The sequence below is a fragment of the Enterococcus gallinarum genome (genome assembly GCF_021496385.1).
In the GTDB taxonomy this organism is placed as follows: domain Bacteria; phylum Bacillota; class Bacilli; order Lactobacillales; family Enterococcaceae; genus Enterococcus_D; species Enterococcus_D gallinarum.
Genome location: NZ_CP050816.1, coordinates 1942844 through 1956216, shown reverse-complemented (window position 1 = coordinate 1956216; position 13373 = coordinate 1942844). Strand labels below are relative to the sequence as shown.

18 protein-coding genes are annotated in these 13373 nt (G+C 41.0%); 1 reads left to right on the top strand and 17 read right to left on the bottom strand.

Going from position 1 to position 13373, the window contains the following annotated elements; translation table 11 throughout:
- Position 1: 1 nt before the first annotated feature.
- The 14 genes from HED61_RS09765 to HED61_RS09700 form a co-directional block, all read right to left on the bottom strand.
- Complete coding sequence (locus tag HED61_RS09765; protein ID WP_219645491.1) at positions 2-2863, bottom strand: phage tail spike protein; 2862 nt, start codon at positions 2861-2863, stop codon at positions 2-4.
- The gene (locus tag HED61_RS09760; RefSeq protein ID WP_219645490.1) at positions 2860-3642 is read right to left on the bottom strand and encodes a distal tail protein Dit; all 783 of its coding nucleotides are present in this window, start codon (positions 3640-3642) and stop codon (positions 2860-2862) included. The genes HED61_RS09765 and HED61_RS09760 overlap by 4 nt, the downstream gene beginning before the upstream one ends.
- A 10-nt stretch (positions 3643-3652) precedes the next feature.
- Positions 3653-6622 (bottom strand): phage tail tape measure protein, encoded by a 2970-nt coding sequence (locus tag HED61_RS09755; protein WP_219645511.1) that lies wholly within the window; start codon positions 6620-6622, stop codon positions 3653-3655.
- Positions 6623-6638: 16 nt separating this feature from the next.
- Positions 6639-6947 carry a hypothetical protein gene (locus tag HED61_RS09750; protein ID WP_219645489.1) on the bottom strand — a complete coding sequence of 103 codons (309 nt, stop codon included), beginning with the start codon at positions 6945-6947 and terminating at the stop codon, positions 6639-6641.
- Between the two features lie 59 nt (positions 6948-7006).
- Complete coding sequence (locus HED61_RS09745; protein ID WP_219645488.1) at positions 7007-7369, bottom strand: tail assembly chaperone; 363 nt, start codon at positions 7367-7369, stop codon at positions 7007-7009.
- A gap of 43 nt (positions 7370-7412) precedes the next feature.
- On the bottom strand, positions 7413-7925 hold the full coding sequence (locus HED61_RS09740) for a phage major tail protein, TP901-1 family (protein WP_219645487.1): 513 nt from the start codon (positions 7923-7925) through the stop codon (positions 7413-7415).
- Between the two features lie 11 nt (positions 7926-7936).
- Entirely contained in the window at positions 7937-8326 is a 390-nt protein-coding gene (locus HED61_RS09735) for a phage capsid protein (RefSeq protein ID WP_219645486.1), read from the bottom strand.
- Positions 8323-8661 (bottom strand): HK97-gp10 family putative phage morphogenesis protein, encoded by a 339-nt coding sequence (locus HED61_RS09730; protein WP_219645485.1) that lies wholly within the window; start codon positions 8659-8661, stop codon positions 8323-8325. The genes HED61_RS09735 and HED61_RS09730 overlap by 4 nt, the downstream gene beginning before the upstream one ends.
- Positions 8658-8972 carry a hypothetical protein gene (locus tag HED61_RS09725; RefSeq protein ID WP_219645484.1) on the bottom strand — a complete coding sequence of 105 codons (315 nt, stop codon included), beginning with the start codon at positions 8970-8972 and terminating at the stop codon, positions 8658-8660. The genes HED61_RS09730 and HED61_RS09725 overlap by 4 nt, the downstream gene beginning before the upstream one ends.
- Entirely contained in the window at positions 8969-9298 is a 330-nt protein-coding gene (locus HED61_RS09720) for a phage head-tail connector protein (RefSeq protein ID WP_010747515.1), read from the bottom strand. Before HED61_RS09720 ends, HED61_RS09725 begins: the two co-directional genes overlap by 4 nt.
- A gap of 15 nt (positions 9299-9313) precedes the next feature.
- A complete protein-coding gene (locus HED61_RS16985) occupies positions 9314-9622 on the bottom strand; it encodes a putative Ig domain-containing protein (RefSeq protein WP_333473822.1) in 309 nt (102 codons plus the stop codon).
- A complete protein-coding gene (locus HED61_RS09710) occupies positions 9592-10518 on the bottom strand; it encodes a phage major capsid protein (RefSeq protein WP_219645483.1) in 927 nt (308 codons plus the stop codon). Before HED61_RS09710 ends, HED61_RS16985 begins: the two co-directional genes overlap by 31 nt.
- A 13-nt stretch (positions 10519-10531) precedes the next feature.
- The gene (locus tag HED61_RS09705) at positions 10532-11116 is read right to left on the bottom strand and encodes a DUF4355 domain-containing protein (protein WP_219645482.1); all 585 of its coding nucleotides are present in this window, start codon (positions 11114-11116) and stop codon (positions 10532-10534) included.
- A gap of 138 nt (positions 11117-11254) precedes the next feature.
- The gene (locus tag HED61_RS09700) at positions 11255-11425 is read right to left on the bottom strand and encodes a hypothetical protein (RefSeq protein ID WP_172876559.1); all 171 of its coding nucleotides are present in this window, start codon (positions 11423-11425) and stop codon (positions 11255-11257) included.
- A gap of 112 nt (positions 11426-11537) precedes the next feature.
- Between HED61_RS09700 and HED61_RS09695 the strand changes: the two genes are divergently transcribed.
- The gene (locus tag HED61_RS09695; protein WP_219645481.1) at positions 11538-11738 is read left to right on the top strand and encodes a hypothetical protein; all 201 of its coding nucleotides are present in this window, start codon (positions 11538-11540) and stop codon (positions 11736-11738) included.
- A gap of 24 nt (positions 11739-11762) precedes the next feature.
- Here HED61_RS09695 and HED61_RS09690 read toward each other — a convergent pair whose 3' ends face one another.
- The 3 genes from HED61_RS09690 to HED61_RS09680 are packed head-to-tail and all read right to left on the bottom strand — an operon-like array spanning position 11763 to position 13368.
- A complete protein-coding gene (locus HED61_RS09690; protein WP_234981380.1) occupies positions 11763-11984 on the bottom strand; it encodes a hypothetical protein in 222 nt (73 codons plus the stop codon).
- A 12-nt stretch (positions 11985-11996) separates the two neighbouring features.
- Entirely contained in the window at positions 11997-12410 is a 414-nt protein-coding gene (locus HED61_RS09685) for a hypothetical protein (RefSeq protein ID WP_219645480.1), read from the bottom strand.
- Between the two features lie 4 nt (positions 12411-12414).
- Positions 12415-13368 (bottom strand): minor capsid protein, encoded by a 954-nt coding sequence (locus HED61_RS09680; protein WP_219645479.1) that lies wholly within the window; start codon positions 13366-13368, stop codon positions 12415-12417.
- Positions 13369-13373 lie beyond the last annotated feature (5 nt).

The window sequence follows — 13373 nt, the reverse complement described above, 5'->3', positions numbered from 1 at the left end:
CCTAAAAATTAATGTGTTCTCTTGGATTAATAAAATCACTGTTGGATGGCCAAGGCCCGTTTGTAAAAAATTGAAAATGCAAGTGCGGACCAGTGCTTGGCCCTGTTGTCCCCATGTTTCCGATTTGTTGCCCTTGTTTTACGGTGTCTCCAACTGAAACTCGCAATTGACTTTGGTGTGCGTATCCTGTGTAAAGTCCGTCAGAGTGCTTAATAACAACATAGTTTCCATACCAATCAGGGTAGCTTCCAGCTATAACCACTTCGCCAGCAGCAGATGCGTAAATTGGCGTAGTAGCATTTCCGTTTACAAGGTCAATCCCGTTATGCAATTCATATGATCCAGTAATTGGATGGTATCTGTAGCCGAACTCACTCGTCACTGTTACTGGCTTACTAATCGGTACCACATATCCTGAACTTTCATTTACTTTCACATATTGTCGGATCATCGCCGCATAATGGAAGTTACCACCATTAACATATAGATACGTTCTGCCATCTGCTTGAGACACTGCGTTCACGTATGGATAGGTTGCACCAGTTGTATTCCCTAGCGAAGGAGCAACAACTGTTCTTGAATAAACCTCAGCCAAATCAGTGGTATTTACTCCTCCTCTGTTTGAGAGCCAAGGGATATAGGCACTTCCGAAGTTGTACCCTTGCATTACTCCCCAAATGTCTACGTTTTGATCCTGACCGTTTTTAATTTGTTGAGCTAGATGTTTACACCCTTGTTTTACCGACGCTTCACCTGTAAGATAACCGGGACCAGGATAGCCTGCTGATTCAGAAGACTGCATGATATCATCTGTGCCGTCTGTACCAGGATTTTCTACCATTATCAGAGCATAAGCTAAGCCGATATAATCCGAGATACCGTATAGTTTCGTATACTTTTCAAGCCAAGCAACGATATTCGCATTGCCGGTTATGTTACTGCCGATATTAATTGGATCATATGTTGCGCCACCGGGACCAACACCACCGCCAGAACCGCCGGGGTAAACTTGTTGACCGTTGATTTTTAAGTCACCTCGCACGTCCATATTTCCTGACAAAGTAATATCGCCAATGATACGAATGTTAGGATCTATAATGTACATACCTTTGCCATTTCCAAGTATCATTCCAGTTCCTGTTTTAGCAGATAAAGCAATATAATCTCCATCACCATCGGAACGGATGATGAGTGCTTTTCCATCCATGGTAACAGGCCCATCTTGATCAACTAAATCAGGGAAAGGCTCGCCAGCTGTACCGATAGTTCCTATTGACTTCGATCCGCTCCAGAATTCCATCCCTCTTTTGGTCAATTCCATTATTTTTTTGCCGTCATTTTCTACACGAAGTGTTCCTGAAATTAATTTAAGAGTATCACCCAGCTTATTAAATGAGGTTTCAAAAATATTGGCTAATATTGTGCCCGTTTGGATAAAGTCAGCATTGAATTTACCGTCAATTGTCCAAGCGGTCTTAAACGGGCTAGTATAGAAATCTCCATCTATAAACCCGATTCCATCTGAGTTAGCAACTAAGAAATGGCTTGAAGTTTGAATAGAATCACCGTCCATCCATACCATTTGAAATGGCTGACGACTTTCTCCTCGTTGAGGATGATTGGCAGGATAATCAGATGGGGACATCAAAATAACCGCACCGCCATGAGCGCCACGGATGATGTCTGATTGCCATTTGCTGATTTCAGTCGAATCATAGAACGTCATCTTAGTTTCAGCCAGATTGGTTACACTATTTTGAACACTTGCTGCTTGCCTAGTACTCGACGTGTTCAAGTTATCGCCTAAACCGCATTCTACGTTGTTCCTGATACGATCGATTTTGACGCTGAAAACACGAGTTTTGTAGTGATAGTTCTTGTCTGATCGGTGGATGGTTACTGTGTTACCAATTGAATCCCCACCTAGCACAGAAGTTTTGAATTGAATCAGCGGACGCGAGTATTCTACGAGATTCTCATAGGTCGCTTGCAGCAACTCTCTAGGATCTTCTATATCTTCCAATATTAGAACAGTTTCGCGTTTACGCTTGCTTCCGTTCTTCATCGGTATGCCGTAAAGTGCTGTCATTTCAGGATATTCAAGCCAATTCTGCCCTTTAGGTTTATCTAACGGGTTACCATTCGACTTTTTCCATTCGATGTTAGTGAATTCAATTCTTCGTCCGTAGCCGTCCCCGACCTCTTCACCTTTACCCCGTCCGATAATCGAGGTATATAGTTGCGATCGATCTCTCTGACGCACGACTTCAAGCGCATTTGATCCATATACGAATCGTTTATTACTAAATATGCCAATCTGCTTATAAATTTCTATCCATTTATCTGTGATTTTGTTTCCATCAATTTTACATTTGAAAACAATCTCGCAGCCGAATGTCTGCAGTTGCTTTAATGCATCTTTAACGCTTAAGTAGTAAAACGTTCCTGAAATTGCAGGCAGCGTCGGATCAACATAACCCACACGCCACTCAGCATTTGTATAGCTAAGAATCTGTTCTGCTACTTGTTTGATGCTTCGATTGCTAGGGCGCATATCAAGAACGATAAAGGAATGCAATTCATCTACCGCAAAGTTAACCCCTGTAAAGCTTAAACGTCCTCTAGGGTCGCTATCAGCGGTTATTTTGTACATCGAGAACGAATCATCATTTTCACGAACAGCCATAAAAGCAGCGTCTCGAATTTTCTTATCATCCAATACGCTAACGCTCAAAGTATCGTTCATCAGCTCGCTTTTATCAGCAGTGATTTCTTTCGACTGTATGGACTCAATGATTTTGCTTTCTCCGCACACTTTTAGCAGTTCTTGTTCGTCATTTAGAAAATAAATACTTTCGCTCATAGCGCCACCACCCGATAAAGGACTTCAAGAGATCCATTGTTTGTCTTAACGACATCCCCTTTTTTGATATAGAAATCTTCAAGCTGTCCGCCAGCCCAATCTAAGATATTTGTTTTGTCTACACCGTTCACATACACACTACCTTCTTTGTTTCGAAACTCAATTACATCCCCTGCAACAATGCTAGCACCTGTAATTGACATAGAAAGTGAGCCGTTGGTTACTTTAACGCTTGTTGGTGCGCTCAATTTAACTCTTACGATGTCTGGGACAATCGTGTATGGAATGTACGTGGCAATTTTGCCATCTGATTTATATTGCTTTGTATACTTTCTTGGATCAGCACAATAGATATCAAAACTTGAAACGATTCTGTTTGTGTCACCTGCGACGGTATTAGCAGATGAAAACCGACCGTGATAGGTGTAGTCTAATTCATCGTTGAATTGAATCGGAACATCTTTTGTTTTGTACAAATACCACTTCAGCAGATCAAATTTCTTTTGTAGCGCTTCTGGATCTTTATCTTCAAGTTTGTACTTCACTGTCAGTGTTCGCGAAGGCAAAGTTTGGTTAGTGATAATGCTGCCAACTTGTGTAGATTCTGATTCAATGCCAACAGATATCATTTCCCTGCCTTCAACTGACAACGTTTGATAGCCATCGATAACACCCTCTAGTAGAATGCTGTCGTAATACATAGCGGAAGTAGGAATGTACTCCGGTATGTATCGTTCGTTTTTTTGCGTGTCCATAAACGGATACATTCTGTTTTCCATTTCCTACCTCCTAAAATTGCATGTTTAAGTTAATCTCGTTGCCTTGAGCTTGACTTATGTCGTCAAGGAAGGCAGAAAATTCGCTATTACCGATTCGGACGTTAAATTGAGCTGGCTTGCTATTCGTTCCGTAGCTGACTTCGTGTTGGACTTGCGTTTGAATCTGGCTATTGACTGCCGATATACGATTGCCAATATCCATATTCGATGCACGGTCTGCAATTTGCGAAGATGCGCGATCAACATAGCGAGCGCCGTCTAACATACCTTCAGCTAAACCTTGTGAAGTGAACATACCCAACTCAGCCATGACACGAGAGGGTGAGTGAATATTTAGGATGTCCTTGATTTTTCCAGTAATTGATCCCGCGATATCTTTCACAGCGTTTTTTACATCCTCGATTTTGCTTGTTATACCATTAATCAATCCGTTGATAATATCTTTCCCGATTTGTAGTAAATCGATTTGACGAATTTTATCAAATGTATTTTTTACTGATTCCACGGCATTGCTAACCCCTGTTTTGAGATCTTCCCAAGCTTGTGCAGCGCCTTTTACAATATTTTTCGCAGTATTTACTACCGCATCCTTCGTATTTTCCCAAACGTCTGCGACACCTTGTTTGATTGATTTCCAAGTGTTAATAGCATTTTCTTTTGTAGATTGCCATAAGTCAGCAAAATATTGTTTGACAGAGTTCCACAGATCGATAGCACCTTGTTTCATATTTTGCCATGTTTCAGCGACTGCTGTTTTAGTGCTTTCCCAGCTATCTATAGCAGTCTGTTTGATGTTTTGCCATGTTTCCACAAAGTAAGCGACTATACCGTTAAATACGTTCACAGCTGTTTCGGAGATCGTTGTCCAAATATATGATAATGCGGCTTTGATACCGGTCCATACGTTTAAGAAAGCCATCTTTGTATTTAACAAAAAACTGTCAAAAATTGCTTGAATTGAACTCCAAATGTTTGTGCCAGCTTCTAGAATATTATTCCAGACCGCGATCATGTTGTTCTTAGCTTCTTCCCATCCGCCAGAAATCATTGAAGTAACAAACAATACAGGAGCCAAGATGATGTTTTTTAAAATCTCGAACATTTGGCCTGCAATCTTACCTAGGTTTTCCCATAGTGTTGATAGGAATAGCGACATATGGATAAACGCATTGCGAATTCCATAAATTAATACGCCAAATCTACTCATGATGGCATCTTTTATACTGTCTACAATTGAAGAAATTGTTGTTTTGATACCGTTCCACAAATCAGCAAACCAATCTGTAACGCTATTCCATGCAGACACAACACTGTCTACCGCATCATTAAATACTTGCTTTGTACCTTCCCACATTGCAGCAGCTGAATCTTTGATACCTTGCCATAAATCAGCAAACCATTGTTTGGTATCGGTCCACGCTTGTTTAACACTCTCTACGGCGTTCTTAGCGCCTTCTACCATACTTGCCCATGATTCTTTAACCCATTCAATAGCAACGCCTACCGCTTCTTTTATAGCTTCCCACATACCGATAAAGAAGTTTCGAAACTCTTCACTCGTGTTCCAGAAGTAAATGAACGCGGCTACTGCTGCTACTATTGCCGCTACTAATAAGATAATCGGGTTCGCTGCTATAATTCCAAACAAGGACTTCAATGGGCTCATAAGTCCAGAAATCACTTTACCGAGCTTAGGGAAATCCGACCTTATGATTGCCAATCCGATTTTAAAGTCTTGAAGTTTAAGTATGAAAGCGCCAACTACCAACAACACTGGTCCAATCGCTGCAGCTAATAAACCAAATGTAATGATAGCCGTCTGCATCCACTTAGGAGCAGAAACAAACTTCTCAGCTAATCCACCAATATAATCAGCTACTGCACTGATTGCTGGCGCTAGAATATCCTGAATGACGATCGCTGCAGATTCAAATGCACCCAACATCTGTTCGATAGATGAATTCATGTTGTCTTGCATCGTTCTTGCCATTTCGTCGGCGGCGCCATCTGATTCTTCTAAAGACTTAGTTAAGCTTCCTAGTGAATCGGGTCCTTTGTCGATAAGCGCCATCATACCTGACAGTGATTCTTGTCCATACAATGTAACCAACGCTTGGTTTTTCTGTTCTTGAGTCATTCCCTCAAATGAATTTGATAGAATTCCAATTTGGTCTTGCAGTGAGATCATATTACCTTCGCTGTCGTAAAAAGAAATACCTAGCTCGTCCATTGTTTCACGCATGGCTTTTGTAGGTTTAGAAATCCTAGATAGCGCCCCACGTAATGTAGTCCCAGCCTGGGAGCCTTTCACACCCGCGTCACTCATAATACCTATCGCTGCAGCCGTTTCTTCTATAGATAATCCCATAGCGTTTGCTACAGGCGCGATATATTTCATCGCTTCACCCATGTCAGCCACTTCTGCGTTGGTATCGGCTGCGGCACGAGCAAACACATCTGCGATATGTCCTGATTGATCTGCTTCTAAACCAAACCCACGTAATGCAGTAGCCGCATTTTCAGAGGCTAACGCCACATCTCCACCGGAAACTGCTGCCAAGTCAAGAAGACCAGGCATTGCAGCCATTATTTCTTGCGCATCAAAACCGGCCGAAGCTAAGTTTTCCATGCCGTCTGCAGATTCTTTTGCACTGAAAGCAGTTTTAGCGCCCAAATCAATAGCCTGATCTCTTAATTCTTCAAATGCATCGCCAGTTGCGCCAGATATTGCTTTAACACGGCTCATTTGTTCCTCAAAATCACCGCCGACTTTGACTGCGGCAGTTGTCATCCCTAAAATAGGAAGAGTGACTGCCTTAGTCATCGTCTTACCAGTAGATGTCATAATACCACCTACAGTTGACATAGTGCTTTTGGTGTTATCTTGGAACTCTTTTACTTGATCCATAGCGGCGCTAAAGGTTGAGCCAAAATTACTATCCGTTGCTTTTAAATAAGCTTCTACACTAAATTGTTCTATTTTAAGCCCTCCTTTCTCAAGAATTGGCTTTCATCATTAAGCCTTTCAGCTTGTTGTCTTGTATAATTGGAGTCTCATCTTCTTCAATTCCGAGTATTCTCTTTTCATTTCCTTCATAGTCGAAGAATTCTTTGAAATCATTAAATACATGAACCATTTTTGGCTTCTTAGCAGTACCGATATTCTTTTCAGCCTTCACTTGACGATTGACCCATGCTTTCCAGTGAATATCTCTCTCAACATCAAGTCTTCGTAAGGCATAAGCCGTCATACGCAGTTCGTATTCCCAAATCGTCATACGCTCGATCTCACGGATATCGTTCATGCCAAGTTTTCTCAAAGCGTTCAAGAATATTTCTTCATACGTTTCTTCGGATGATTTCTTTACCCTTGCTGTTCCACTTTGGCCATCCGCTGCTTGAAGTTTTTCGAAGCGAGCTTCCCCGCGTTAGAATCCGCAATCGCCTTGAGTACTTGATCGAACAAAGCTTCGATATCTTCAACATCATCGATATAATCATCTAGTTGATCCAAAGTAACTCGCTCATCTTCCGTTTTATTGGCCAATTCCAAAATTTTGGCTAGTGTGTTAGTATTACCAGAATTAAGTTCCGGCAATACTCTAGCGGTCAGTCCGATGCCAAATTCCATATTGTCTTGTTTGACCGGCATATGTTTGTCAATCTCACGAATAAACTTTGTACCAAATTTAAAACCGTATGTTTTCTTGTCGATTACTAATTCCATTGATTCATCCTCCTAAAAATAAAAAGCACTCAATCAAGAGTGCTTAACCTTCTGGTGTTGCTTTCACAGTGTCAGTAAACACATACTGGACAACTTCAGCTTGTTCATCAGTTAAAGTTGCATATCCTTTTTGCTGGCGACCAAACACGCCGAATTCAAGAGATAATTCAACCGAATCTTCTGCGTTAGCCGATTCGCCGAAGCTTGTTAAGTACGCACGGGAGTATTTCGCTTTATACTTATCTGCATTCTCTCCTGTCCCTTTTTCAGCTTTATCAATTTCCCAAACTTCAACAATTTCCCCATCATCGAAAGCTTGATCCATTTCTTCAATGTGCGCATCGCCTTTAGCAGCAATAGAAGTTGCGGTCAGCGTGTACTCGATATCTGCCAATGTAAGAATCGGGCCATCCTTAGTCGCTGTAGAATCCGCACTTCGCGATTTGCTGTTCTCGTGTTCTGTTTGAAAAGCTAATTTCCAAGCCGCTTCTAGCTCTTTTTTGCTTAAAAGTCGATAAAGTAAGATTTTATCTTTTCCTTGTTTAGCTTCTGCCATTTGTATCTCTCCTATCTCATTCTAAATTCAAGCGATATAATCGCCCTTTTAAGTGGTGTGTTTGTGGAAGTGTCATCTCCCATTTGAATATCGCTAGCTTGTACGTTAAGCGCCCAAGCATAGCCCTCTGTGGCCTTGATTTGTAACGCTTGATTGAACAGTGCTGAAGCCATATCAGACACCTGTTTGCGTTTTTTCTGCAATCCCCAAACGGAAATTGTCAAATTGACTGTTCCTTTGACATCTGATTTATTCGGGCTGTGGACCGTTTGAGAACTTTCCAGTTCAACGAACGGATATTCAACTTCATTCAATGGTTTGTAATCATAGGTCTTGTATCCAAGCGCCAAGCTTCTAGCAAACATTTCATCAAATAATGATTGATCTCTTGTTTTAATCATTTGAACAACCTCTGCATATCTTTCATAAAGATCGCTTTCTGCACGTTAAATGCGGGCCCGATGAATGCCTGTTTTGCCATAAATCTTGTGCCATATTCAAGATAAGCCGCATATTCAGCCATCGGCGTGACTTTCCCTTGCAGCCCATCATCTTCAAGTTTCATGACGATCGAGCGTCTTAAGAACCCTGTATCAACTGGGGCTTTTTGTTGCGCAAGCTTGGCCATGTCGGCAGTATTCGTTTTAACAACCCTTTGCACGTCTTTGAGCGTGGCGGCTTCTCGCAAATGTTTGAGTAGTTCATCCACACCTTTGTAACCCAATGAAACTTTCACTTTGCAGCCACCTCCTGGACGATAATGCTATTTCTTAATGCTGGAGTTCTCGTGGTGACATCTTTATACGTTTTTCCTTCGTACAAAATGCGATCATACTCTGGAACAACAAAAAGAGGCATGGTTCTGATAACCTTTGCCCCTTGTCGTATATCTCCAAAAATAGACATACTCCTATCTGTTCCAACATCCGTTACGTTAACGTTCGCTGTCGTCCGAATAGGCGCCGATTCTACCCACTCTCCCAAGTCTGGATCGTAATGGCTACCTAATCCATCTTTCTCGAAAGTAACTTCATCTAAAAATCTCATATGAAGTAAATCCCCCCTCGCTTGGGCTTGTATAAGTCTTCATCGTCTTTTCTTTTAAAGGAATCAATCTCCGATTCGTATTCAGAAAAATCCGAATCAGGGAATGCCATAGATAGTCCTTCTTGAGAGTATGAGGACATCCCTTCCTGTCCAACTCGGTTGAAACGTTTGTTGGTTACATCGAAAACAATGTACTCTAATGAATCTGGTATAACAGAAACGCCTAGCAATGACGCTAAGCGCTCTCTAGTTCGTTTCTCGATAACTTCTAGCTTATCATCTGTAGAACCGCTTAGAAGCTTCTTAACGTCATCTTTAATTGCCATTCGTATCTATCCTTCCTACGGTTCAGTCAGAGTCAAAACGTGAGTATCCGTATGTGAACCATCTTCCGTTTTGATTGTTGTCGTGTATTCACCAGCAGGCACAGTTTCAGTCCAGGTAATATTACCGCTAGAAGAAACCGCCAAACCAGTTGTTGCTGGCGCAATCGAATATGTCACAGTTTTATTTGTTGCGTTCTGTGGCGCAACAGTGGCTGTTAGTTGTCTGTTACCGGCAGTCCCCGCAACTGCACTTGATGTTTTAGGCGATACTGTAACGCCTGTAACGGGGACTGTTACTCCCCCGCCGGTTGGATCTTCCCGAATGCTTCATCTTTAACGATCATGAAACCAACATCCATTGTCGCACGCATAGCAACTAATTCTTGCTCAAACAAGTTAACTGGCGTACCGTCTTCGTTTGTAAGAGTTGAAAGTTGAGCGTCTTCAGAGATTTTGAACGAGATGTTGTATGGAATACCGTAGAACATGTAGTTAAAGTCACCTGCATACAATTCTCCTTTTGCCAAAGCTTTCAAATCAACCACTGGCAATCCATCAATAGTGTTAGCCACACGATCGTATATGAATTCAACATTTGTGCCAACTGTTTGGGCTGCAGAGCGAAGTTCCGTACGATTTTTCCGGTTAGAGATAAATGCGTTTGGCTCGAATTCGTTTTCGCCAAGCACATCTTCTAACGCTAAAATATTTTCGTAATTAAGAGGACCTTTGATCACGTTATCAGCCGCAACTACTGATTCTTCTAATGATTGTGGAAACGGATTGTCTGTATTCAACAACGCAGCAGCATCAAATTTTTTGTAGAAAGCTTCCGCAATCTTAGGTTGCATAACAGTGAAAAAGTCTGACATTTTGTATTTCAAGTATTCCCGAGAAACTGGAATGATAACGCCGAGTTTTTTAGCGACCATAGTTGCTTGCAACCATTTAGGTTTAGACGTTTTGATCTTTTCACCTTCGCCAACCCAGTATGCGCCAGGACCTTCAGCAAAATATTCGAATTTCTTTTCTTTGTCCGTCATTTCTTCGTACTTGGCCAACTGCATGATCTTTGAGTTTTCCATGATTTCATTAACAATAAGCGTGTTGTACTTGTCAGGGATCTTGCCTTCTTTTATTTCATAAACTGTCACATTATCTGGATTCCAAGTCTGAGCAAAGTATTGCAAATTCATATTCATTAATCGTTTGTTTTTCATTTAGTATTTCCTCCTATTTGATGATTCTGTTTTTAGCAGCCAATTCAGCCACAGTTTGTTTAGTGTTCTTATCAGCGGAAAACTGTCCGCCTTCACCCGGTGTAGATTGACGAGCATTTTCTTTTTTGATCTGAGATGCAAAATTAGTAATAACTGCAACAGCCTTTTTAGTAGCTTCTGCATCTTCTGAGACAATCAATCCGAGTAGTTCATCATCTTGTGGCAATCCTGCGCCTGAGAGCATCTTAGAAGCTTCTGACTTCATTTCGTTTAAAGTCTGTCCACGTTTCAGTTCAGCGATTTCGGCTTCTTTTTGCTCCAATTCATGTTGCAGTTTTTCTTCCGCATTCATTTTTGCGAACTTCTTAGCTTCTTCTTTTTTCGCTTCTGCTTCTTGTTCCCAACTTGCACGAGCCTTCTTAGTTTCAGCAGCAACAATTTTCGCTAATTCGTCACGAGAAAATGTTTTACCAGTTTCTTCTCCCTTCGGCTTATCCTCTGGTGGTGTAGTTTGTTCCGCCGGCGGTGTATCATTGCCACCATCTGGATTTTCAGAAAAGAATTGAAGTTGCATAGGCATTAATAAACGTTTTTTCATGATTATTCCTCCACGGTTACGCCGCTACCCGATAATTTAACTAGTTACGCCAGTCAGTCGGAACAGCTTTCTCTTTAGTGCCTGTAAGCAGTAAGAAGGCATAATAAAAAGCCGTTAGCGAATGGGCTAGCGACTTAATTACAAATAATAAACAATGGGTTCTTCTTGATCTTCATATAATCTCATTCCATCATGAATGCCATCGTTCTGAAGTTCTTTTTCAAGTACTTCATCTGGAAGTTTATTGAGAAACTCTTTAAGTTCCTTAAGTGATTTGAATTCTATATCAATATCGATTTTTGGTTCCAACTCGCGTTCCTCCTCAACTCGTTTCAATGTCTTTGTTATAGTGTCTAAACCATTAAATATAGTTGACAATATTTTTTTATTCTATATACTATCTGCCAAAGGAGGGATAACTATGAATGAAAAAGTGATTGAACTGTTAACTTCAATGAATGAAAAGCTTGATTTAATCGCAGGTAGTCTTAATGAAATCGAAAGTGATTCAGAAACTACAAGAATCAATACAGGGAAGAGTAACGAAATTTTAGATTTGATCCAAGAAAACGTTCTTACGATTAAAGATTTGACAACTGATCCAGACAGTCATATTGAATAAAGCACTAAAAAGAAGCCGTTAGTTCTAAGCTATCGGCTTTTGTATTTGGTTTGTATGTTTTTTAGTCTCCTTAAATTGATATGTTTCTTGAATATTGTCTAGTCCGTCAATGATTCCATAGAATTTCAAAGTGACTTCTGATACACCATCAACGCTTGATTCAATTTTAATATCCGTTAACCCGTTAATCTTTGTGCCGTCAACGAATAAGCCGTTGCTGATTGATACTTTGTTTAGTTTTGACATGGTTGATCCTCCTTAATCCGTTTCAATATATTTGTATAACTGATTGCCGTTACCAAAATTTCTAATTTCAAAACCTTCCCGTTGCAAAAACCTTTTGTATATCCTCGCTCTGCGATTGTCTTCCCAATGGACTTGGATATAAGTGGGGAGAGGGTTGCTTAATGAATGCTTGGCGTATTCCTCAAATTCCCTAATCTTTCTTACAGCCCACACAAAAGGATAGATGCCGTCTTTACCTGTCTGATGCAAAGTATTACCGCTAATCTGCTTACGCTTGTGATACACATTCAGGTAAACATTCGCCACCGCAATATTGTATAACTCGTAAAGGCAAAATTCGATTTGCACAGTCATACCGCTTGGTAACCGCTCTTTGTCCATGATAATAATGTCGCCATCCTCGTCCTTGAAATCAGTGAATGTCATAAAATCAAAGCCCTCTTTCTTTAAGCGACTTCTCAAATGCATCACGATCAACATAAGGTGCTGTACTGCATCGGCAGAAAGGATGCATGTTTGGTGCATTTGTTCCTGGTTCCATTTCATCAACATCAAATACTTTTCCATTAAGCGGTAAACACAGACGACACGCTGAAGGCTCAGAAATGAATGTGTACTTAGTAATATCAGCATCACGATAACTTCGCTCTTGGATGCCGATCTGCACTCTAGTTGTTTCCGTAACCATCAAACGCTCAGTATTGAATCGAGTGTTCTCTCTACCTTTTTCGGTAAGGAATCTCGTTAATTCAGATGCCAACTGTTTGGGGTTACGGCCCATCGTCACACTTCGAACAAGCAACTTATCCAAATCTGCTTTTAATTCCGCTTGGTACATCCATAGCCGTTCGCTAAACGTTGCAAATCCATCTGCTCGAAACGAGCTGTTAATCACTTGCTCCACTAATTTGGCATAACCACTTTTAGCGATTGTCATTTCTAAGATGCCCGCTTGACGTTGCAATTCTTTCAAACCAGCACTGGTAAGCTCTCCTGAGAAGTACTTGTCCATATCGTTAAACGTGGCTATCAGCTCAAGTCCAATATTTGCTTTCAGTAATTCCAAGCGATTGACACGCATCGTTAGGTTGTATAGCTTCAATTCCTTGTTTGCTGTAGGCGAGAAGTCTTTCTCTTTGACATACTTCTTAGCCTTGCGAGCAAATGCTTTTACATCCATTTCGCTAGCACGCTTCATTGCTTCACTACGAGTGATTTTCTGTCCGTTGGAAAAACTATCCCACTGCGCATCTATCTCTTTCTGTATCGCATCCTGTGCGTATTGTAGACGCTTCTTGATCTCGTTCATGCGTTTCTTGTCATCTTTAATCTGTTGCTCTTGCCAAGCTTTCTCACGCTTGATGAAGTAATCTTGTGATTTCACTTAAT